Below are 20,537 nucleotides of genomic sequence, written 5' to 3' on the forward strand. Positions count from 1 at the left end.
GCGCTCCCAATCTCAAGCGCATCAGGCCCTTCATGGGGTGGATGAAAGGGGGGCGGCGTCGGCCGGGAGAGTCGACGCATCAACTCTCTTGGTGGTGGCCTTGTGTGACGCCGGGTCATATCAAGTCATCTCGCTGATGCACCGTCAAGGTGTCGCGCTGCGTTCATTTGTCGAACGCGGGTGTCCTTCGGCCCGTGGCTTCGCCCAGGGCAGAGCGCCGCTCCCTTCCCCGGGCGCCGCGGATCCCTAGGCTGGAGGGGTGAGCACTCCTGCGCCGAACGAAGCCCGCGTCATCCCGCTGCGCCCGGCGGCCCAGCCGCCCGGCTCCGAGGGGGCGCCCCGCGTTCCGCAGCGGCCGAGGGGAACGCCCCCGGCCCCCCGGCCGAGGGAGCCGTTGTGGCGCCACCTGGTCGGCGGCGCGCTGCGGCGCGAGCGGCTCGCCCAGGAGCGCACGCTCAAGGACGTCGCGCAGGCGGCCCGGATCTCGATGCCGTACCTGTCGGAGCTGGAGCGCGGGCGCAAGGAGGCCTCCTCCGAGGTGCTCGCCGCCGCCGCCCAGGCCCTCGGCCTCGGCCTGGGCGACCTGCTCTCGCTCGCCCAGGACGAGCTGGCCCAGCACTCCCGCGGCCGGGTGGTCCGCGACCGGGTGGTCCGCGACCGGGTGGTCCGGGACCGGGAGCGCACGGCGCCCACGGCGCGGTACGACGGCCTGTGCCTCGTGGCCTGAGCGGCCGGCGCCGGTACAACGGGGCGCGGCGCCGTTGTACCGGCGGGCCTCGGGGCCCGGTCGCGCGGGGTCAGGCGAACGCGAGGCGGCGGCGCAGTACCTCGTCGGCGAGCCCGTAGCTGACGGCCTCGTCGGCGGTGAGCACCTTGTCCCGGTCCATGTCCGCGCGCAGCGTCGCCGTGTCGTGATGCGTGTGCCGGGACAGGATCTCCTCCACCTGGGAGCGGACGCGGACCATCTCCTTGGCGGCGAGGCTGAGGTCGGAGACCATTCCCCGGCGGCCGTTGCTGGCCGGTTGGCCGAGCAGTACCCGCGCGTGCTGCAACACGAACCGCCGTCCGGGATCCCCGCCGGCCAGCAGCACCGCGGCGGTGGACGCCGCCTGGCCGACGCAGAACGTGGAGATCGGCGCCTGCACGAACGTCATCGTGTCGTAGATCGCCATCAGTGAGGTGAACGAGCCGCCGGGCGAGTTGAGGTAGATCGAGATCTCCTGCTCGGGGCCGGCCGACTCCAGGTGCAGGAGTTGCGCGATGACCACGTTGGCGACGCCGTCGTCGATCTCGGTGCCGAGGAAGATGATCCGCTCGTTGAGCAACCGGCTGAAGACGTCGTAGGACCGTTCGCCCTGCGCGGTGCGTTCGATGACGTAGGGAACAGTGTAGGAGCCCATGTCACAACCCCATCCGAGGACGCGAGGTGGTCGGGCGGATGCTGGCGAGCGACTCCACCACCCGGTCCACGATTCCGTACTCCTTGGCCTGTTCGGCCGTGAACCAGCGGTCCCGGTCGCCGTCCCGGGTGATCGTCTCCTCGCTCTGGCCGGTGTGCTCGGCGGTGATCTTCTCGATGGCCTTCTTGGTGAACTGGAGGTTCTGCGCCTGGATCTCGATGTCCGCGGTGGTGCCGCCGATGCCCGCCGAGGGCTGGTGCATCATGACCCGCGCGTTGGGCAGCGCGAAGCGCTTGCCGGAGGTCCCCACGGTGAGCAGGAACTGGCCCATGCTGGCGGCCATCCCCATCGCCAGCGTCGAGACGTCGTTCGGGATGAGCCGCATGGTGTCGTAGATGGCGAGGCCCGCGGTGACCGAGCCGCCGGGGCTGTTGATGTACAGGTTGATGTCGGTGTGCGGGTCCTCCGCCGACAGCAGCAGCAGTTGCGCGCACACCCGGTTGGCCGACACCTCGTCGACCTGGGTGCCGAGGAGCACGATCCGCTGGGCGAGCAGTTGGGCCGCGAGGTGGTCGTCGAAGCGGCTGGGCGCGGTGTCGCCCTCCTCCGCGCGGGGTTGGAGGGTGGTCAGTGGAGTCATCGGGTCTCCTTGTCGAGGCAGGAACGCCGTTGACTCCACTCTTGCCCCTGGGAGGACCGCGGAGGTGGTTGCTCTGCCCGCGGCAGATTCGCCACCGGCAGAACGGCGGCGACGCGCAGGTCGCGCGGGGTGGGGCGCCGCTGGCGGGTCAGCCCGTGGACTCCAGGCTCGCGCCGGTGATCACCCCGTCGCGCACGGTGTAGTCGCCGCTGTAGTCGGCCGTGCTGCCGTCGGAGTTCCGCGCCACCAGGGTCACCGTCACCGTGTCCCCGCTGACGCCGGTGACGGCGACGGTGTCCTGGGTGGTGTCGCGGAAGCCGGAGACGAAGCTGGAGTACGGCTCCCCGAGGTGGTCGCCGCCCAGCTGCCAGGCCGCCTGGTAGTCGTGCTGGTTGATGTCGTTGTAGTAGGCCGTGACCACGCCGGCCGGATCGGTCGGCGAGGCGCTCGCCGACGCCGAGGCGCTCGGCGACGGCGAGGGTGAGGGCGAGGGCGGGGTGGGGGAGGGTGCGCCGGTCCCCGGCGCCGAGTCGGTGGGCGCGGCGGCCGGGGAACCGGCCGTGGGCGCGGCGTGCGTGCCGCTGCCGGATGCCCCCGGGCGGTGCGCCGGGGTACGGCCGGACGTCCCCCGGCTGAGCAGCACCGCCAGGCCCGCGGCCAGTACCAGCGCCAGCAGCACGCCCACCGCGATCAGCGTCCGGCGGCGCCGGGCGTCCGCCCGGCCGTGATCGGGATCGGGGTCGAAGCCGGGGTCGAAGCCGGGGTCGGGATCGGGGCCGTCGGGTTCGGGCGGTCCGCCGGTCGGCGGACCGAACCCCGGCGGCGCGGGCACGGCGGCCCCTGGCTCGTGCCGGATCGTCACCGTCTCCTGCTCCGAGCCCGAAACCGGCCCCGGCCCCGGCCCCGGCTCCGGCTCTGGTTCCGGCCCCGGCTCCGGCCCCGGCTCCGGCTCTGGTTCCGGCCCCGGCTCCGGCTCCGAGGCCGCCGGTACCGCTGCGACCGGGGCGCCGCAGCGGGTGCAGAACCGGGTCGCGGCGCTGCTCAGTGGCGCCCGGCAGTACTGACACGTCGTCATCTCTGGCCGTACCTCCCCCCGGTAGCCGCCCCCGGCTCCGGTCTCAGGCAATCCCGAACAGCCGCTTGACCGCTTCGACCAGGACGGTCACCGCTCCGGTCAGGCTGGTGGCCCCGCCGACGGCCGCTTGCAGCGCGGCCAGCATTCCCCGCAGGCGGTAGCGGTCGGGGTGCGTTCCGGAGGTCTCGGCCACCAGCTCCTCGGTGACTTCCACCGCCGCCGGTCGGTCGGCCAACTCCTCCTCGGTGGAACGGAGTTGGGCCAGCAGGTCGGTCAGGAACCGGTGGAGTTCGGCGCGGGTCGCGGGCCTGGCCGGTTCCGCTGCTGCTCCGGCCGCGTGGGCCGAGGCGCGGGAGGAGTCCCCGGAGGCGATGGCGACCCCGGTGAGGGTGCTGTTCCCCCCGATGGTGATGTCGCCGCCGCCGCGCCGCCCGCGGCGGCGCGCCCGGTTCGCTCCCGCGTCCGGCTCGTTCTCCGCGTCGTCGCCTTCCCCACCCGGTAACTGACTGTCCGTCATTTCGTTTCCCCTTGTTGATTTCCTTTGCCGCGCGCTCAGTTGGACGGCTTGCCGGAGGTGGCCGTGGACGCGGCGCCGCGGCCCACGCTCAGCGCCACGCCGTTGAAGCTGTTGTTGTCGCCGATGCTCAGGCTGTTGTTGATGATCGTCTCCACCCGGCGGCGGAGCTCGCCGGCGTCGATGTTCCTGTCCTCCAGGAACTCGGCCAGGGCGTCGAAGATCCGCTTCTCCGCGACCTTGGCGTACATCTCCTTGTCCAGGACCTGGAAGTAGCGGTGGTAGCCGAGGGTCCGGCCCCCGTTGTCCAGGAAGAGCCCCAGGACCGCGCGGAGCACCGGAGCCAGTACCGGCTCCAGCGGTCCCAGTGACGGGAAGCGCTGCGGCACCCGCGAACGCAGGTCGCTGGCCGCTTCGCGGACGCTGATCCGGGCGCCGTGGTCGAAGGTGAACTGCTCCTTGATGGACTTCATCTGGCGGCGCTGGCGGCGCCGCTGCCGAGGACCGGCGAAGAGCTGCCGGGCGGTCCGCGGCACGCACAGCAGCACCATGCCCGGCCAGCGCACGCCGCTGGCCACCGCCAGGCCCAGCAGTTGGCGGACGGACGGCCGCAGCAGCAGGTCGTCGACCTCGTAGTAGGCCCAGTGCAGCGGTGGCAGCAGGGTGTGGTTGGCCTCCACGAACAGGTGGCTGGCCGAACGGTGGAGCCGCAGGAACAGGGTGTAGACCAACTGCCCGCCCCAGCCCACCACCTCGACCGCGAGATAGGGTCTGGCCCGGTCCTCGGGCCGCTCCCGCAGGCTCTCCAGCAGCTCCTCGTCCACCTGGGCCACCGGCCGCCGGGGAACCCCGGTGTCGCCGGCCGGGCGGCCGTCGTCGCGGTGGTCGACGGCGACCAGGAACCGCGCGTCGTGGTGGACGTCGGCGCCGCTGACGAAGAGCCGGTCGCCGACGGTCAGGCCGGGCAGGTCGAGGTCGGCCACCCGGCCGCGGATCCACTCCTGCAGCTCGCCGGCGGTGAAGTCCTCGACCGCCTGTTCCTCGTCGTCCGCGATGGTGGTGTCCAGCGCGAAGGACCAGCTGTCCAGGGTCCAGCCGTGCCCGACGAAGGGGTCGAAGCCGCGGTAGGCGGTGACGTTGCCCTGCTGGTACTCCCTGACCCGGTCGAGCTGCTGCCGCGTCAGACCGCGAGCGGCCGTGGAGTCCCGCGGCAGGGAGTCCTGCGGGGTGAAGGCGCCGCGGCGCAGCCGGTGCGCGGTGGCGCCCCAGCGGGCCAGGTACGCCTCGGTGAGGATCACCACCCAGGAGAGCACGAAGAACAGCAGGAACAGCCACGCCGACTGCGCGACCGCGCTGACCAGCATCAGCAGCACCGAGGCGACCAGGGCGGCGTCCCGGCGCAGGTGCCGGGCGCGGGCGGCGACCACGTGCCGCATCACGGCCACCAGGTCGATGCCGGGGGAGCGGGCGATGCCCAGGAGCGGCTCCTCCAGCACCTGCTCCACCAGGAGTTCGGCGAGGCCGCTGTTCAGGTGCACGGCGGCGCACAGGTACCGGGTGGCCTCGTGCCGCTGCCAGGAGGGCACCGGGGCGGGCGGGTCGGCCCCCGGCCGCTGCCGTACCCGCGGCGGCGGGGCGGCCTGCTCGGGCAGCGGGACGCCGGGCCCCGCGGCCGCGTCGGCGGGTGCGGGCGCGGGTGCGGGCGCGGGCGCGGGCGGTGCGGGTGCGGCCGGTGGGGGAGGGGTGGGAACGGGCGCGGGCGCCGCCTCGGCCAAGGACGCGCCGCACTCGCCGCAGAACCCCGCCTCGGCCGGGTTCTCGTGCTGACAAGTGGAACACCGCATGGGTTGACTTCCTTCGCTCTGCCGCCGAGTGGGTTGGGTTCGGCGGGGCCCCGGAGATCGCCGGGCCTCATTCCGGGAAAACGGCATGGCGGTGCCGCGGACCGAAAAATCAAGGAAATTCCCGTCGCCGGATCGGGCCGTCGTCCGTCGTTGTGTCGACTTTCTCCGCCGTGATCGCGCGGCCGCCCGCTGCGGCCCGTATATCGGTGATCGCCCTGGGGAGCAGCGGTATCCGGCGGTACCACCGGCCCCAGGGAAGTCTGGGTCGGACTGGTCGCCCGAGGCCGCGCCCCGGGCGGGAGGAATTCATCCTGTGCGCGCTGCCGAGAGCGTCCCCGGTGTTCCGGTCGTATCTCGGTAAGAAAGTTTTAGCCCTCTCCCGGTCCGACCAGCAGGCATTTGGACCGACGAGGCCAAATCGTTACCGGAGGGCCGTCGGAGCCACCGGAGGCCCGTAATCGCCACGGAAATCATCACGCCGGACAATGCCCCGCGAAGATCCGCCCCGGGGGGGGTTCCTCCGTGTTTCCTGGGAGAAGCCTGAAAGTTTCCGCTCCCCGGCGGAACCTCCCCGGTGACGGCGAACGTCCTAGGGGCCGCAGTGACTTCTGCACCGTCCAGTCACCAGGGAGGCAGCCGCGTGGGCACCATCAAGAGGATCACTCGCAGAAGGACCGGATCCGCGGCGGCGGTCGTGGCCCTGGCCGCGGCCGCGCTGGCGCTGGGCGCGGGGGCCGCCTCGGCCAAGTCGGTCGTCGACGTCGGCGTCAGCGGCCACAGCGTCCAGGTCGGCCGCACGGTGCAGGTCAGCGCGTCGGGCGGGAACGACATCGCCGGCTCCCGGGTGCAGCTGTGCATAGACGAGCGGGTCGGCCAGGGCGGCTGGCAGACGATCCGCTGCACCGCCGTCGAGAGCCAGCAGAACGAGAGCCTGCGGCTGGCCGTCAAGGCCCAGCACCGCGGCGAGCTCCAGTTCCGCTCCCAGCTCGTCGCCGTCCCCAACGCCCACCACCGGGTGCCGCAGCAGACCTCGGCGACCGTGGTGGTCCGGGTGCGCTGAGCGGACGGCGCGGCGCCGCCCCGCCTCAGCGCAGGGCGGCGCCGTCGCCGCGGGCGAGCAGGGCCAGGCCGGCCCTGGACGGCAGCGCCTCCCAGTCGCCGTGCGCTCCGACGCAGAACGCCCCGGCGGTGGCGGCCCGGCGCAGCCGCTCCTCGGCGGTCAGCCCGTCCAGGGCGCCGGACAGGTAGCCGGAGACGAAGGCGTCCCCGGCGCCGACGCTGTCCACCACCGCGACCCGCAACGCGGGCTGGTACCTGCTGCCCCCGGGCGTGTGGCAGTGCGCCCCGTCCGCGCCCGCGGTGACGACGACCTGCGCCACGCCGCGCGCCAGCAGCTCGGCCACCGGGTCCGCCGCCGCGCTGAGCAGGTCGAGCTCGTCCGCCGAGGCGAAGACGGTGTGCAGCAGCGGCAGCAGTTCCCGCAGCACCGCCGCCGCCTGCGGCCGGGGCCACAGCCGTTCGCGGTAGTTGACGTCCAGGGAGACCCGGATCCCGGCCGCGTGCGCGGCACGGGCCGTGGCCAGGACCGCCTCGCGGGCGGTCTGCGACAACGCCGGGGTGATCCCGGTCAGGTGCACCAGCCGCGGGAAGGTGGAGCTCAGCGCCACCGAGCACTCCTTGGCGGTCAGCGTGGACCCGGCCGAGCCGGCCCGGTGGTAGCTGACCCGGGTGATGTCGTGGGCGGGCTGGTCGAAGGCGACGAACCCGGTGAACGCACCCCGCGCCGCACGCGCGAAGCGGGTGTCGACCCCCTCGGCCCGCAGCGTCCTGCGGACCAGGTTCCCCGGCTGGTCGTCGCCGACCGCGCCGACCCAGCAGACGTCGTGGCCGAGCCGGGCGAGGCCGATCGCCACATTGCTCTCGGACCCGGCGACCGAGAGCTGCGCCGCGCCGCCGAGCCGCATCGGCGCCGCGGTGCGGACCGAGACCATCGCCTCGCCGAGGGTGAGCACGTCGGTCATCGGCCCGGCCCCCGCCGCGCGTCGCGCCCCGCCGGTACGGCACCGGCGGCGCCGACCGCCGCGAGCAGGGCCGCGGCCCGGTCCGCGAGCTCGGCCTGCGCGCCGCCACGGCCCGCGGAGCCCAGCAGCGGGGAGCCGACGGCCACCGCGCGGGCCCCGGCCGCCAGGTACCGCGGCGCGCTCGTCGCGTCCACACCGCCCACCGCGACCAGCGGGGCGGTCGGCAGCGGGGCGAGCAACTCCCTGATGTAGTGCGGACCGTGGGCACCGGCGGGAAAGATCTTCACGGCCGCCGCGCCGAGGTCCAGGGCGGTGAGCACCTCGGTCGGGGTGAGCGCCCCGCACAGCAGCGGCAGACCGAGGGCGACGCTGCGCCGGGCGCCGGGGGTGATCGCCGGGGTGACCGCGAACTGGGCCCGCGCCTCGGCGGCGGCCTCGGCCTGGTCGGCGGTGAGCACGGTCCCGGCCCCGACCAGGACCGAGGGCGGGCACTGGGCCCGCGCCCGGGCGATCGCCTCCAGGGCCCCCGGGGTGGTCAACGACACCTCCAGGGCGGTGATCCCGGCGCCGACCAGGGTACGGACGCAGTCCAGGGCCCGTTCGGGGCCGTCGGCACGGATGATCGCAAGCACTTTGCGTTCCGCTATCTCCGCGAGCAGGTTCACAGTAGCTTCGCTTCCCAAGTTGTGGATGACACTTCCAATATACGCAAGACATCATCCATAATACGATCAGTCAACCCCTGGAGAGCACATGCGCATCACAGAAGTGACGACTCACATCCTCAAGCAGTCAGCGGAGACGGCCTACCTGGGGAAGCTCCCGGACGGGACCGCACCGCGGGCCGACCCCGGGTACTTCGTCCGCCCGCCCTGGCGCAGCCTCTACTCCGCGCGGATGGAGACCGTCCTGGTCCGCGTCAGCACCGACGACGGGCTGGAGGGATGGGGCGAGGCCCTGGCACCGGTCGGCCCCGAGGTGGTCGCCGCGATCATCGACCGGCTGCTCGGCCCGTGGCTGCTCGGCCGCGACCCCCGGGCGGTGCGCCCGCTGTGGGACGGGATGCGCGACCTGATGCGCGAACGCGGCCACCTGGTCGGCCACCAGGCCGACGCCCTGGCCGCACTCGACATCGCCCTGTGGGACCTGACCGGCAAGGCCGCCGGACTGTCGGTCGCCGAACTGCTCGGCGGCGCCTACCGGACCCGGATCCCGGGATACGTGTCCGGCCTGCCCGGGGACACCGACCAGGCCCGGGCCGACCTGGCCGCGGCGTTCGCGGCCCAGGGCGCCACCGCGGTGAAGCTCGCCGCCGGCAACGGCATCGACGCCGACCTGGCCACCTACGACGCGGTGGCCGCAGCGGCCCCGGGGATACGCATCGCCGTGGACGCGCACTGGGTGTACTCCCTGCCGCAGGCACTGGAGCTGGGCCGCGAACTCGACCACCGCCGCGCCCTGTTCTTCGAGGCGCCGCTCGCGCCCGAGGACACCGAGGGCCACCGCGAGCTCGCCTCCCGGATCACCACCCCGGTGGCGGTCGGCGAGGCCATGCGCAACCGCTACGAGTTCCGCGACTGGATCTCCCGGCGCGCCCTGGGCGTGGCCCAGCCGGACGTGGCCCGCACCGGCATCACCGAGGCCGTCGCGATCGCGACCCTCGCCGACGCGCACCACCTGCCGGTGGCCTACCACCACTCCGTCGGCCTGGGCGTGGCCCTGGCCGCCGCGCTGCAGGTCAGCGCGGCGACCGCGAACTGCCCCTTCTTCGAGTTCCAGCACACCCCGCTGCCCTACGCCCAACGGATCCTGACCACCCCGCTGGCCGCCGGGCCCGCCGGGTTCACCCTGCCCCAGGGGCCGGGCCTGGGCATCGAGATCGACCACGAGACGGTCCTGCGCCTCGTCAAGGAGAGCTGACCGTGTCGCCCAGCAGCGCACCCACCGGCCTGATCCCGATCCTCGCCACACCGTTCACCGCCTCCGGCGAACTCGACGTCCCCTCACTGCGCTCCCTGGTCGAGTTCCAGCTCGCCGCCGGGGTCGACGGCCTCGCGGTCTTCGGCATGGCGAGCGAGGGCTTCGCGCTGACCACCCAGGAGCGGAGCGTCATCCTGCGCGAGGTCCGACTCGTCGCGGGCAGCGGCCTGCCGCTGGTCGCCGGGGTCAACGGCACCGGCACCGCGGTCGCCATCGAGCAGGCCCGCCAGGCCGCGGCGGGCGGAGCGGACCACCTGATGGTGCTGCCGCCCTTCTTCGTCAAACCCGGCCGACAGCAGGTCATCGACTTCTTCGGCGAGGTCGCGGCGGCCACCGACGCCGGCGTGATGATCCAGGACGCCCCCGGCGTCACCGGCGTCACCATCGACGTGGCCGCGATCGCCACCCTGGCCGGGGCACCCGGCATCACCTCGGTCAAGGTCGAGGCCCCGCCCACCCCGCTCAAGGTGGCCGCGGTGACCGCGGCCGTGCCCGACGGCCTCACCGTCCTCGGCGGCCAGAACGCCCTGTCCCTGATCGAGGAGTACGACCACGGCAGTGTCGGCACGATGCCGGCCTGCGAGTTCAGCGACCTGCTGCGGCCGGTCCTGGACGACCTGGCGGCCGGGCGCCGGGCCCGGGCCCGGGCGGCCTTCGCCCGGCTGCTGCCGCTGATCCACATCGGCATGCGCCCCGGGCAGGCCTGGGCGGTCCACAAGGAGGTCCTGTGCCGACGCGGGATCATCGCCTCGGGCACCACCCGGCTCCCGGCGCAGCAGTCCGACCCGTTGACCTCCCGGGCACTGGCGGAGATCTTGGACGACATCCAGCTGCCCGCCTGGCGGAAGGAACGCGTGTGAGCCGCTCAGTCCTCCTGATCGGAAGCTCCTCCCCGATCGGCCGGGCGATCGCCGAGGCCTTCGCCCGGACCGGCGACCGGGTCGTCGGGGTCTGCCTCGACGACAGCACCGACCCCGCCCTGACCGAGAACCTCCCACTGGACGTCAGCACCCCGCAGGGGGCCGACGAGGCGGTCCGCCGCACCGTCGAACGACTCGGCGGCCTGGACGTCCTGGTCCTGGCCGCCGCCGTGATGGCCCCGGCGGCGGCCCACCGGGCGGCCCCCGACGACTGGTACCGGGCCATCGACAACACCCTGCACGCCGCGTTCTTCCCCGCCCGCGCGGCCCTGCCGCTGCTGCCGCCCGGCGGCAGCATCGTCGCGGTCAGCTCCGTCAACGCCACCTTGGCCGCACCGTGGCTGCCCGGCTACTCCGCGGCCAAGGCCGCGGTGGAGGGCCTGGTGCGGCAGCTCGCCCTGGACTACGGCGGGCGCGGGATCCGGGTCAACGCGGTCGCCCCGGGCATGATCGGCAACGCCGACCTGCCCCAGGTCACCGAGGGCTACCCGCTGGGCCGGGTCGGCCGCCCCGCCGACGTCGCCGAAGCCGTGCTCTACCTGGCCGCGGCCGACTTCGTCACCGGGGCCGTGCTCCCGGTCGACGGGGGACTGTCCATCGCCTCGCCCGCCGCCTTCCTGCGCCCCGACCTGCGGGAGCGACTGCGGCACACCCAGGCGGCCCGGGACTGACCCCGGCGCGGCGACGGACCGCGGGGCGGCAGGGGACCCCCGCCGCCCCGCCGCCCCAACGCCGCAGCTGTGCGACATCCCGTGAGTTCCCATGAGGGCTGGAGGATGTCCAGCCCGCTGGCCAGGGGGTTCTGATGTCCTTTCGGCCCGAGCGACCCGGTGAGGTAGCTTCAGGATTCATGAAGTAACCTCAGTCTTCACGATGGTTCCACTTTCCTCGTGAAGCTGAGGAGGCTCGGGTTGGCGCTGGCCGCTGTACGGGATCTGCGTGAGCTCCGGGCGCCGGCCTCGGCTGAGGATCTGGAAGCGTTCGAGACCGACGTGCTCGCGGGCTTCGTGCTGGCGCGGGCGTCGGCAGGGCTGACCGACAGCACTATCCAGGGCGACGTCTGCCACCTGGACCAGATGCGGACGTGGTTCGGCCGTCCGCTGTGGGACATGGAGCCGACCGACGCCGACGCGTACTTCGGGCGGGTGCTGCGGGGCTCGCCCAGCGGCACCCGCCTGGCCCGCTCACAGGCGCTGAGCACGTACTTCACGTTCCTGGAGCTGCGGCACAAGGTCGAGATCCACCAGCTGACCGGCCGTATGGTCGAGTGCCCGATCGACGAGATGAACCGCCCGCGCGGCGCGAAGGACGCCCGGCTGCGGATACCGCCGAGCGAGCCGGAGATGGCGCATCTCTTCACCGGCTGGGGCGGCGACCTGGCGACCTGCCGCAAGTTCGGCCCGACCGCCAGGAACTACACCGCCTCCAAGCTGATGTCGCAGGTCGGGCTGCGGGTGAGCGAGGCGTGCAAGCTCGACTTGGACGACATCAAGTGGGATCTGGGCCGATTCGGCAAGCTCCACGTCCGCTACGGGAAGGGTGCCCGCGGTTCGGGGCCGCGCGAACGGATGGTGCCGCTGATCAACGGTGCCGACCGGACGCTTCGGTGGTTCATCGAGGACGTCTGGGGCCAGTTTGACGACGACCACACCCGCCCCGGTGCCCCGCTGTTCCCCAGCGAGCGCAAGAACGCCGACGGCTCCTCACGCCGGGTAGGCGACGACGCCCTGCGCAAGGGACTGGACGACGCCGTGATGCTCCATCTGCCCCTCTGGGGCGAGAAATTGACGCCGCACGTCCTGCGGCACTACTGCGCGTCCGAGCTCTACAACGGCGGCCTGGACCTGGTGGCAATTCAGGAGGTACTAGGACATTCCTGGATCGCCACCACGATGCGCTACATCCACGTCCAGCAGACCAGGGTCGAGGACGCCTGGATCGCCGGACAACAGCGGGCCGCCAAGCGGCTGGAAGGACTCCTGGGATGAAGTGGAACCTGCGGCTGACCGCCGCCAACAAGGGCATCTGGAAAGCATCCGAGCTGCAGCGGAGCCTGGCCGAGCACGGCCTGGTGATCTCCGCCGGGAAGATGTCCGGATTGTGGTCCGGCCAGCCGATCTCACTCAAGCTGGAGGACCTGGACATCATCTGCGTCGTCCTGGGCTGCGAGATCGGCGACCTGCTGACACCCGAGCCCGAGAAGGTCGTCCGCCCCGGACAGCAGGAGAACCTGCGCGCGGCAGCCGCGGCAGCCGCGGCGGCCGTCTCGCCGGCGGCCGTGGTGCCCAAGCGGCGCGACGGCCGTTCGCTGCCGCCGGCATGAGTAGGTATCCCCGGGGCTACCGCACGCCCACCGGTTCCTGCGAGGGCTGTCTGGCCTGGGGCGAGTTCAGCGGCCGTCTCTGCCCGGCCTGCTACATGTTCAGCCGCACCCGCACGGCCGCCGCCTGCATCGGGTGCGAGCGGCAGCAGCCGCTGAAGTGGTACTACTGCCGCCTGTGCTGGTGCCAGGCCCGCCTCAGCGCCAAGACCGCATCGGGCCAGCCGGCGGCCCAGGCGCTGATCCGGGACCGGCTTGCCGACGTCGGTCACCACCAGCTGTTCTTCATGGGCCTGCACTACCGCAGGGGCTCGGCACCCGACGTTCCACGCCGCGGCGGCCCGCGGGGATCGCTTCCCAAGCCGCCGCCCGCACCGGCCCGGCGGCCGGCCCCTCGCTGGAGCCAGCCGCCGCTGTTCGGGCAGATGGCGCGGGACTACCGTCGTCTCGACCCCGCCGACAGCGACCTGGCCAGTCCCTGGCTGGCCTGGGCGAAGTACCTCGCCCACCAGCTCGCCGAGGCCCGGGGCTGGGGACGAAACATAGGCTTCGCCGTCAACCGCGGCCTGGCCCTCGTGCTCACCGGCTATGTCGACGGCGACGTCATCAGGCACAGCGAGATCTTCGAACCGCTCCGCGCCCTTGACCTGGGTGTCGGGCACGTCGTGACGGTCCTGCAGGAGATGGGGATCTTCCTGGACGACAGCGAGCCGTCCTTCGAGGGCTGGCTCGCCGAACGCCTGGACGGCCTGGCCCCCGGAATCCGTTCAGAGGCCGAACGGTGGACCCGTACCTTGCGCGACGGCGGCCCCCGCAGTCTCCCGCGCCGGGAGGGAACCGTCTGGCTCTACCTCAACCGGGTCCGCCCAGCCCTGGTGGACTGGTCCGAACACTACGACCACCTGCGGGAAGTGACTCGCGACGACGTGCTCGCCCACGTTAAGACGCTGCATGGCCGCCAGCGCCACGACCAGCTCGTCGCCCTGCGGTCGCTGTTCGCGTGGGCCAAACGGTCCGGCCTGGTCTTCCGCAACCCGACCAGCCGAATCAAGGTCGGCCGCTACGAGTCCGGAGTCCTCCAACCCCTGGCCGCCGACCAGATCGACCGCGCCGTCGCCGCAGCCACCACCCCGGCCACCCGACTCATCCTCGCCCTCGCCGCCGTCCATGCCGCCCGCGTCGCCCAGATCGCCACCCTCACGCTCGACGACACCGACCCCGGCAACCGCCGGGTGATCATCGCCGGCCGCGTCCGCCCTCTCGACGACCTCACCCTCACCCTGCTGCTGGACTGGCTCGACCACCGCAGGAAGCGGTGGCCCAACACCGCCAACCTCCACCTGCTGATCAACCAGCAGACCGCGACGGGCACCGCCCGCGCCAGCAACCACTGGATCAGCGCGGCCATGCGAGGACAGGACGCGACCCTCGAAAGACTCCGCGTCGACCGGCAGCTCGAAGAAGCACTCGTCCAGGGTCCCGACCCGCTCCACCTCGCCGAAGTATTCGGCCTCCACGAGACCACCGCCATGCGCTATGCCGACTCCGCACGGGCGCTCCTGGAGCAGGCGGCCGAGCAGCAGTTCCAACCGTGAAACCCGCTCGACCGGACGGCAGCATGAAGCGATCATTTGCAAGTGCCCCCAACCGAAGACGCAGCCAGTACACCGCAGGACAACACCGCCCATGCTGACCGGACGACTCCATGCTTCCCCTGCCCATGCTGCGGGCACTTGGTCCTGGAGTCATTCGGCTCCTGGGACATCTGCCCGATCTGCTTCTGGGAAGACGACCTGACCCAGATGCGATGGCCGACCATGCCGAGCGGGGCCAACAGCACCTCGCTGGTCCAGGCCCAACGGAACTACCGCGCCTTCGGAGCCTGCGACGAAAACGGCAGACAGCACTGCCGACAACCCCGGCTCGATGAGTTCATCGACCCCCAGTGGCGCCCGATCGACCTGCTACGCGACTCGTTCGAGCACGGGAACGCGCCTGAACCCTGGCCTGACGACTACTCCGTGTTGTGCTGGTGGCTTCCCACCTTCTGGCGCAGGGACGTTCCTCTGCCCAAGCTTTGAGACGCACTGCCAGGTCACTCCGCTCCCGCCACACTGGCCCCCGCACCACCGACTCCAGATCCGTTCCCCTGGGTTCGGTGTAAACCGGAGTTTGCGCCTGCGGTGAGCACAGCATCCGACCCGTGGGTCCCCGCTGAAGTTCCCTCAGTTTTGCTGAACTCACGGGCCTCGCCGGGGTCGAGGAACATTCGAGCAGCCATTGGCGGTAGCGAAGGTTCCGCTTCTGTGGCCCTCCGCTGTGGTTGATCGTGTGGGCCTGGGAGGCTTCCGGGGTGAACACCTCGAACGAGACCAGCCGTGCCTCCTTGCTCCGCCGGGGCTTCGCCCTGGAGTACGCCACGCTGGCCTGGAACGTGGTCGGCATCGTGGTGCTGGCCGTGGCCGCGATTGCCGCCCGCTCGGTGGCGCTGGCCGGCTTCGGCCTGGACTCGCTGATCGAGATCGGCGCCTCGACTGTGGTGATCTGGGAGCTGTCGGGGACCGGTGAGGATCGGCAGCGCCGGGCCCTTCGGCTGATCGGCGGGGCGTTCGCGCTGCTGGCCGTGTACCTCGCGGTGCAGTCCACCGTGGTGCTGGCCGTCGGCTTCCACCCGCGCCACTCGCCGCTGGGCATTGTGTGGACCGCGGTCACCGCGGCGGTGATGTTCGCCCTGGCTGCGGGCAAGGCCCGCACAGGTGCTGCACTGGAGAACGCGGTGCTGAAGACCGAGGGCAAGGTCACCTTCATCGACGGCGTGCTGGCCGCCGCCGTCCTGCTCGGTCTGGTGCTCAACTCCCTGTTCGGCCTCTGGTGGGCAGACCCGCTCGTCGGGTACGTGGTGCTGTTCTACGCCGTCCGCGAGGCCCGCGAGATCTTCTCCGGCCACCACTGACCCCGCCGGCCCGCCGCCGATCCCGCCCGCGAGTCGACTCAGCCTGTTCTGCGCCATCGAAGGTTGAGCGCGTGCCATCGAACCTTGACCGACGCTCGCCTGTGTATGCCGGGACGCGATAGTCGTCACCTGGCCGGGATTGCCGTCACCGATCCGCGGCAGCACCGTATCGGTCGCGCCGGGAACCCGTCCGCTCGCTGGCGCCTGGAGTGCTTAGATGACCAGGTGGGGATCTTCGACGAGTATCTGGCGGACTGGGAGTTCGGCGAGCGCTGGCGGCCGATCGGCGAGCGGCTGGCCGCGCTGGCGGCACAGTGGCCGCTGCCGAGCCTGCCAGCCGACGACAAATTCACGATCTATGGCGGCCCGGGTCAAAGCGACGGCGACGACGACGGCGTGCTCATCTGGGTTGACCTGCCGTCATTGGAGAAGCCGGGATGGGTCGGCGTGACCCTCGGCGCTCAGATCGACGGCTCCGGCCTACGATGCGGTTCGGTCTGCAGTAGTACCCTCAGTCATTTTCTCGCACCCGTGGAACGCGCTGACTACCGGCTCGATGCCGCGGCCCACGGCCTTGCGCAGCTCACCGATGAGGCCGTGGCGTGGTTCGGACGCAAGCAAGCCGAGTGGCTGGCCAACGCGTAGGCGGCAGTCGGGTGCCGACAAGCTCGGCAATTCCTCGTTGGTGCCAGCAATCTTGGCCAGCCGGTGACAGCTGTCTTGTCCCGTCCGCCCCGAACGCCCAGGTCGCTGTTCCCTGCTGGTGTCACGTATCACGTCCCGGCACACTGTGTCATCGAAGGTTGGTCACGCTGGTCAGGGCCGGCCTCTTCAAGGCCAGCCGGCTGCGTGCTTCGGGATCTGGCATTGACGGTCTGAACGGGCCCCACTTTTCCGGTTCCAGGTGGCCCCGTGTGGTCGTGCAGAGAGCCAGTGTTCCGGCTTGAGGCGGCCCCGGGTTCCGGTTTCGCGCGGCCCCAGCCGATCCTGGTCAACCGAGAGTCAGGAGTCGGCCTCTGAGTCGCGCGCCCATTCCTCGCGAGGCCGCAGCTTCGCCAGGATCTGTTGGGCTTCGCTGCGGACCCCGGCGTCGGGGTCCGTTGCCAGCTCTCGGTACTGCTCGATCAGCCGGTCCGCGGACATAGCGCAGGCCGATGGTGTCTTTGCGTTCGAGCAATGCCTCGGCTGTTTCCTGGATGACCCAGGTGTCCTGGGCGTCCAGGACAAGACGGTGGATGACGTCCGCCACTTCCTCGATCTTGTCCGAACCCGCGAGCTGCCGCCCAGCCGCCCCGCGGACAGACCATGCCGATGAGTCCGCATCCTGAATCGCGGTGCTCAGTTCTTGATCGTCGAGGAGCGCCATGCCCCCAGCCTGCCACGGAATGTGTCGACGCCCGGGAGATTGTCGCTTGCCGTCCAGCAGCCGCGCGCGGGGGTCCGACCAGCGCTGCGAGGGAGAGGCGAACACGTCCCGGTTGTTCAGCGCCTTGAACAGGTGGTCCAGCACGCACACCAGGTGCCGCCGCAGCCAGGCCACCGCATGGCGGAACTGCCGCGCCCACACCTGCTCGTCGTACAGGTGGTAGCCGTAGGCGTCGCGGATCTCCCAGGAGTGCTCGTACGGCGTCTTCTCCCGCTCGGTGTACCGCTTGATGACCGAGACGTCCCCGCGCCGCCGTGCTACCAGCCCGGGTGGCCCTGGCTCCCCAGAAGCGGAACCTTCGCTACCGTCAATGGCTGCTCGAATGCTCCTCGACCCCGAACGCCGCAGCGCCTCACGGCCGCAGGAGCGCCCGCGGCGCTGCGGGGCCGCCGGACCCGACGTCCACCGCGTAGGTCCAGCCGGAGCCCGGTTCCCCGGGCACCGAAGCCGTGGTCACCACCAGCCGGGAGCCGACCAGCGCGCACGCCGCCGGACGCGAGCAGGGCAGCTCGATCCGCCGCAGCAGTTCCCCCCGCGGACCCAGCCGCACGACGCAGCCGCCGTCCCACAGCGCGACCCACAGGCAGCCCGCGCCGTCGACGGCGATCCCGTCCGGCACCCCGTCCGGGACCGCCAGCGGCGGCCCGGCCGCCGCCAGCGGCCCGCGGGCACCGGTACGCAGCCGGTGGATCAGCCGCAGGCCGCTGTCGACCACGTAGGTCGTCGCCCCGTCCGGGCTCCAGCCGATGCCGTTGGCCGCCAGCATCCCCTCCAGCAGCACCCGGCTGCCCGCGCGCCCGCCGTCGCCGGGGTGCCCGGGCCGCAGCAGGTGCAGCCGGCCCCACGGCCCCAGCGGGCGCCGGACACCCATCGAGCCGATCCAGAACCGGCCCCGCGGGTCCACCGCGCCGTCGTTGAGGCAGCTGTGCTCCGGGTCCGGCTCCAACTCGGCCAGTACGGCCGGATCGCGGTCCGGGTGCCAGTGCACCACCGTCCCGCCGACCGCCAGCAGCCAGCCGTCCCCGCCCCTGACCCGGACCGCGCAGCTGACCTGCCGCGGGAACTCGGCCAGCAGCACCGGCCGCCCGATCCAGGCGTCCAGCGGGGCGCCGGGGCGCACCGGCGCCAGCCACAGCTGTCCGGCGACCAGGTCCACCCAGCTCAGCGTCCCGGAGGCGGCGTCGTAACGCGGGCCCTCCCCGAGCAGCGCCCGCGGCAGCGGGGCGCGCACCGGCCGGGCGGGCGCTGCGGCGGCTACCACGTCAGCGGCGCCCGCGGCCGCGGGGCCCGGGTGACCGAGAAGCCGAGCGCGGCCGACAGCTCGTCGGCCGCCTCGATCACCATCAGCGCCAACTCCTGCCGACGTACCGGCAGGTCGAGCTCCGACAGCGGGCCGTTGAGCGAGAGCGCGGCCCCCACCTCGCCGCTGCGCCCGCGGATCGGGGCGGCCAGACAGGCCCGGCCGAACGCCAGTTCCTCGACCTCGGTGGCGTAGCCGCGGCTGCGGACCTCGGCCAGTGCCGCCTCCATGCGGTCCGGATCGGTGATGGTGTGCGGGGTGTAGGCGTGGCCCAGGCCCTTGGCGTAGTAGGCCCGGAGGTACTGCGGGCCCAGCTCGGCGAGGATGGCCTTGCCCATGCCGGTCACGTGCAGCGGGGCGGTGCGCCCGGCCATGGTGAACGACTTGGGGGACTTCGCGCCCTCGAAGTTGCACAGGTAGAAGAGCTGGTCGTCGCGGAACTCGGCGAGGTTCACGCCGAGTCCGGTCGCGTGGGCCAGGTTCTGTGCGATCTGCCGGGCGCCGCGGAAGAGGAACGAGCTGTTGAGCGCGACCGAGCCGAGCGTCACGGCGGTGGGCCCCAGCCGGTACAGGCCGGTGCGGGTGTCCTGCGTGACGAAGCCCAGCCGTTCCAGCGAGGAGATCATCCGCGAGACCGTGGACTGGCCGAGCCCCGTGCGCGCGGACAGCTCCGAGGTCCGCAGCTCGCTGTGCTCGTCGGAGAAGCAGACCAGCAGCGACATGGCGCGCTCGACCGCCTGGGTACCGGCGCTGGACTCGGTTGCCATGATCCTCCATTCGGTTTCGGTGGTCGGTTCGCGCCGCGGCGGGTTGCCGGGCGCGGCTCAGCTGTTCTGGGCGAGGATGCCCTGGACGGTCTTGCGCAGGGCGTTGAGGCCGCTCTGGACGCCGCTCTGACCGGCCAGGATGCCGGCGACGCCCTGGCCTATGGCGGTGTCGATCTCGGCCGAACTGGCCAGCGCGTCCCAGGCGGAGGCCCGGGAGTGGTCGGCGACGGCGGTGCGGAAGGCGCTCTGGAAGGCGTCCTTGTTCAGCCCCGGGACCTGGGCGGCGACCTTCGCGTCGGCGGGGGCCAGCGAGGACTCCTGGTACAGGGCGGTGGCCGCGGAGACGTTGGTGGCGACGTAGTTGATGAAGTCCTTGCTGGTCTGCTCGCCCTCACCGGCGCTGCAGAACAGCCCGCTGCCCCAGAAGCGGTTGGCGGACGGGACGGTGCGGTAGGCGGGTCGCCGCAGCGGCCGGATCGCGGCCTGCAGGGCGGCGCTGCCGCCGTTGGTCCGCACGAAGCTGTCCGCCAGCGGCGCGTCGTCGTACATGGCGGTCTGGCCCTGGGCGAACAGGATCCGGGCGTCGCTGCGGTTGACCCCGGCCTTGGTCAGCCCGGCGTCCTGCAGGCCCTTGTACCAGGTGATCGCCGCGACGCTGGGCGCGTCGCCGATGGTGCACCGCAGGCTGTCGGTGACCACCGGGCTGCCCCAGCCCCACATCCAGTGGACGGCGTCCTTCAGGTCGGGGTTCTCGGTGACCGCCGCGTAGGGGATCACCTTGGGGTCCTGCTTCTTGATCTTCTCCAGGGCGGTGGCGAAGTCCTCGACGGTCATGCTGTCGCTCAGGCCGACCTCGTCGGCGATCCGGCCGTCGCAGACCAGGCCGATGCCGGAGGCGTTGATCGGGATGAAGTACAGCTTGCCGTTGATCCGGAAGGAGTCGACGGAGGTGCCGGGCAGGTCCATGGTGGCGGCCAGGTCGGAGACGTCGGCGAGGATGCCGGTGGGGACCAGCACCTGCCACGGTCCCTGGCCGACGCCGTCGAAGTCGCCGGTCTTGGCCGCCAGCGCGAGCTGGGTCGATGCCTGGTCGTAGGGGAAGACCACCGGCTTGATCTTCTTGCCGGTCTGCCGCTGCCAGCCGTCGATGACGGCCTGCCAGGCGGCCTTCTGCGCGTCCTCGCCCAGGGCGTTGCCGTAGAAGTTGATGGACTCGGTGTCGGTCGCGGCGCCCTTGGCCGAGCCGCCGGGGGCGGAGGTCGCGCACCCGGCGAGGCTGAGCGCGCCGAGGGTGCCGAGGACGCCGAAGCCCGCGAGCAGGCCTCTGCGGGAGACGGCGCGGCCGGTCAGTGGGGTGGTGCCAGTCATATCAGCTCC

General features: G+C 72.2%; 22 protein-coding genes and 1 pseudogene. 11 read left to right on the forward strand and 12 right to left on the reverse strand.

Annotated features, from left to right (window positions below):
* Nucleotides 1-259 precede the first annotated feature (259 nt).
* A complete protein-coding gene (locus GXP74_RS19835) occupies nucleotides 260-727 on the forward strand; it encodes a helix-turn-helix domain-containing protein (RefSeq protein ID WP_182452790.1) in 468 nt (155 codons plus the stop codon).
* Between the two features lie 70 nt (nucleotides 728-797).
* Here GXP74_RS19835 and GXP74_RS19840 read toward each other — a convergent pair whose 3' ends face one another.
* The 5 genes from GXP74_RS19840 to GXP74_RS40515 all read right to left on the reverse strand — a co-directional run bounded on the left by GXP74_RS19840 (nucleotide 798) and on the right by GXP74_RS40515 (nucleotide 5,473).
* The gene (locus GXP74_RS19840; RefSeq protein WP_182452791.1) at nucleotides 798-1,400 is read right to left on the reverse strand and encodes a ClpP family protease; all 603 of its coding nucleotides are present in this window, start codon (nucleotides 1,398-1,400) and stop codon (nucleotides 798-800) included.
* Between the two features lies 1 nt (nucleotide 1,401).
* Complete coding sequence (locus tag GXP74_RS19845; protein WP_182452792.1) at nucleotides 1,402-2,040, reverse strand: ATP-dependent Clp protease proteolytic subunit; 639 nt, start codon at nucleotides 2,038-2,040, stop codon at nucleotides 1,402-1,404.
* Nucleotides 2,041-2,188: 148 nt separating this feature from the next.
* Nucleotides 2,189-2,902 carry a hypothetical protein gene (locus GXP74_RS19850; protein ID WP_182452793.1) on the reverse strand — a complete coding sequence of 238 codons (714 nt, stop codon included), beginning with the start codon at nucleotides 2,900-2,902 and terminating at the stop codon, nucleotides 2,189-2,191.
* 256 nt (nucleotides 2,903-3,158) lie between these two features.
* A complete protein-coding gene (locus tag GXP74_RS19855; RefSeq protein ID WP_182452794.1) occupies nucleotides 3,159-3,632 on the reverse strand; it encodes a DUF5955 family protein in 474 nt (157 codons plus the stop codon).
* Between the two features lie 35 nt (nucleotides 3,633-3,667).
* The gene (locus GXP74_RS40515) at nucleotides 3,668-5,473 is read right to left on the reverse strand and encodes a zinc ribbon domain-containing protein (protein WP_225448055.1); all 1,806 of its coding nucleotides are present in this window, start codon (nucleotides 5,471-5,473) and stop codon (nucleotides 3,668-3,670) included.
* A 640-nt stretch (nucleotides 5,474-6,113) separates the two neighbouring features.
* Between GXP74_RS40515 and GXP74_RS19865 the strand changes: the two genes are divergently transcribed.
* Complete coding sequence (locus tag GXP74_RS19865) at nucleotides 6,114-6,533, forward strand: hypothetical protein (RefSeq protein WP_182452795.1); 420 nt, start codon at nucleotides 6,114-6,116, stop codon at nucleotides 6,531-6,533.
* A gap of 25 nt (nucleotides 6,534-6,558) precedes the next feature.
* Here the strand turns inward: GXP74_RS19865 and GXP74_RS19870 are convergent, their stop codons facing one another.
* Both GXP74_RS19870 and GXP74_RS19875 read right to left on the reverse strand, forming a co-directional pair.
* Nucleotides 6,559-7,494, reverse strand: a complete 936-nt coding sequence (locus GXP74_RS19870; RefSeq protein ID WP_182452796.1) for a sugar kinase — start codon at nucleotides 7,492-7,494, stop codon at nucleotides 6,559-6,561.
* Nucleotides 7,491-8,159, reverse strand: coding sequence for a bifunctional 4-hydroxy-2-oxoglutarate aldolase/2-dehydro-3-deoxy-phosphogluconate aldolase (locus tag GXP74_RS19875; RefSeq protein ID WP_182452797.1), 669 nt, complete (start codon nucleotides 8,157-8,159; stop codon nucleotides 7,491-7,493). Before GXP74_RS19875 ends, GXP74_RS19870 begins: the two co-directional genes overlap by 4 nt.
* An 88-nt stretch (nucleotides 8,160-8,247) precedes the next feature.
* Between GXP74_RS19875 and GXP74_RS19880 the strand changes: the two genes are divergently transcribed.
* The 9 genes from GXP74_RS19880 to GXP74_RS19920 all read left to right on the forward strand — a co-directional run bounded on the left by GXP74_RS19880 (nucleotide 8,248) and on the right by GXP74_RS19920 (nucleotide 16,312).
* Entirely contained in the window at nucleotides 8,248-9,414 is a 1,167-nt protein-coding gene (locus GXP74_RS19880) for a mandelate racemase/muconate lactonizing enzyme family protein (RefSeq protein WP_182452798.1), read from the forward strand.
* 2 nt (nucleotides 9,415-9,416) lie between these two features.
* The gene (locus GXP74_RS19885) at nucleotides 9,417-10,334 is read left to right on the forward strand and encodes a dihydrodipicolinate synthase family protein (protein ID WP_182452799.1); all 918 of its coding nucleotides are present in this window, start codon (nucleotides 9,417-9,419) and stop codon (nucleotides 10,332-10,334) included.
* Nucleotides 10,331-11,065 (forward strand): SDR family NAD(P)-dependent oxidoreductase, encoded by a 735-nt coding sequence (locus GXP74_RS19890; RefSeq protein ID WP_182452800.1) that lies wholly within the window; start codon nucleotides 10,331-10,333, stop codon nucleotides 11,063-11,065. Before GXP74_RS19885 ends, GXP74_RS19890 begins: the two co-directional genes overlap by 4 nt.
* Before the next feature lie 219 nt (nucleotides 11,066-11,284).
* The gene (locus GXP74_RS19895; RefSeq protein ID WP_225448056.1) at nucleotides 11,285-12,382 is read left to right on the forward strand and encodes a site-specific integrase; all 1,098 of its coding nucleotides are present in this window, start codon (nucleotides 11,285-11,287) and stop codon (nucleotides 12,380-12,382) included.
* Nucleotides 12,379-12,717: a helix-turn-helix transcriptional regulator gene (locus tag GXP74_RS19900; protein ID WP_182452801.1), complete on the forward strand. Its 339-nt coding sequence runs from the start codon at nucleotides 12,379-12,381 to the stop codon at nucleotides 12,715-12,717. Before GXP74_RS19895 ends, GXP74_RS19900 begins: the two co-directional genes overlap by 4 nt.
* Nucleotides 12,714-14,309: a hypothetical protein gene (locus tag GXP74_RS19905; protein ID WP_182452802.1), complete on the forward strand. Its 1,596-nt coding sequence runs from the start codon at nucleotides 12,714-12,716 to the stop codon at nucleotides 14,307-14,309. Before GXP74_RS19900 ends, GXP74_RS19905 begins: the two co-directional genes overlap by 4 nt.
* 42 nt (nucleotides 14,310-14,351) lie before the next feature.
* Nucleotides 14,352-14,795, forward strand: coding sequence for a CPCC family cysteine-rich protein (locus GXP74_RS19910; RefSeq protein ID WP_182452803.1), 444 nt, complete (start codon nucleotides 14,352-14,354; stop codon nucleotides 14,793-14,795).
* A 272-nt stretch (nucleotides 14,796-15,067) separates the two neighbouring features.
* A complete protein-coding gene (locus GXP74_RS19915) occupies nucleotides 15,068-15,667 on the forward strand; it encodes a cation transporter (RefSeq protein WP_182452804.1) in 600 nt (199 codons plus the stop codon).
* Between the two features lie 225 nt (nucleotides 15,668-15,892).
* The gene (locus tag GXP74_RS19920) at nucleotides 15,893-16,312 is read left to right on the forward strand and encodes a hypothetical protein (RefSeq protein WP_182452805.1); all 420 of its coding nucleotides are present in this window, start codon (nucleotides 15,893-15,895) and stop codon (nucleotides 16,310-16,312) included.
* A gap of 346 nt (nucleotides 16,313-16,658) precedes the next feature.
* On the opposite strand, the gene GXP74_RS40520 is transcribed toward GXP74_RS19920, so the two are convergent.
* The 5 genes and pseudogenes from GXP74_RS40520 to GXP74_RS19940 form a co-directional block, all read right to left on the reverse strand.
* Nucleotides 16,659-17,234 (reverse strand): hypothetical protein, encoded by a 576-nt coding sequence (locus GXP74_RS40520; RefSeq protein ID WP_225448769.1) that lies wholly within the window; start codon nucleotides 17,232-17,234, stop codon nucleotides 16,659-16,661.
* A pseudogene (locus tag GXP74_RS42135) lies at nucleotides 17,214-17,441 on the reverse strand (DUF4158 domain-containing protein); the annotation flags it as partial. The pseudogene GXP74_RS42135 and the gene GXP74_RS40520, both read right to left, overlap by 21 nt.
* Nucleotides 17,442-17,445: 4 nt before the next feature.
* Entirely contained in the window at nucleotides 17,446-18,354 is a 909-nt protein-coding gene (locus GXP74_RS19930) for an SMP-30/gluconolactonase/LRE family protein (protein ID WP_182452806.1), read from the reverse strand.
* Complete coding sequence (locus tag GXP74_RS19935; protein WP_182452807.1) at nucleotides 18,348-19,160, reverse strand: IclR family transcriptional regulator; 813 nt, start codon at nucleotides 19,158-19,160, stop codon at nucleotides 18,348-18,350. Before GXP74_RS19935 ends, GXP74_RS19930 begins: the two co-directional genes overlap by 7 nt.
* A gap of 57 nt (nucleotides 19,161-19,217) precedes the next feature.
* Complete coding sequence (locus tag GXP74_RS19940) at nucleotides 19,218-20,528, reverse strand: ABC transporter substrate-binding protein (protein ID WP_182452808.1); 1,311 nt, start codon at nucleotides 20,526-20,528, stop codon at nucleotides 19,218-19,220.
* Between the last annotated feature and the right edge of the window lie 9 nt (nucleotides 20,529-20,537).

The organism is Streptacidiphilus sp. P02-A3a (assembly GCF_014084105.1).
Lineage (GTDB): Bacteria > Actinomycetota > Actinomycetes > Streptomycetales > Streptomycetaceae > Streptacidiphilus.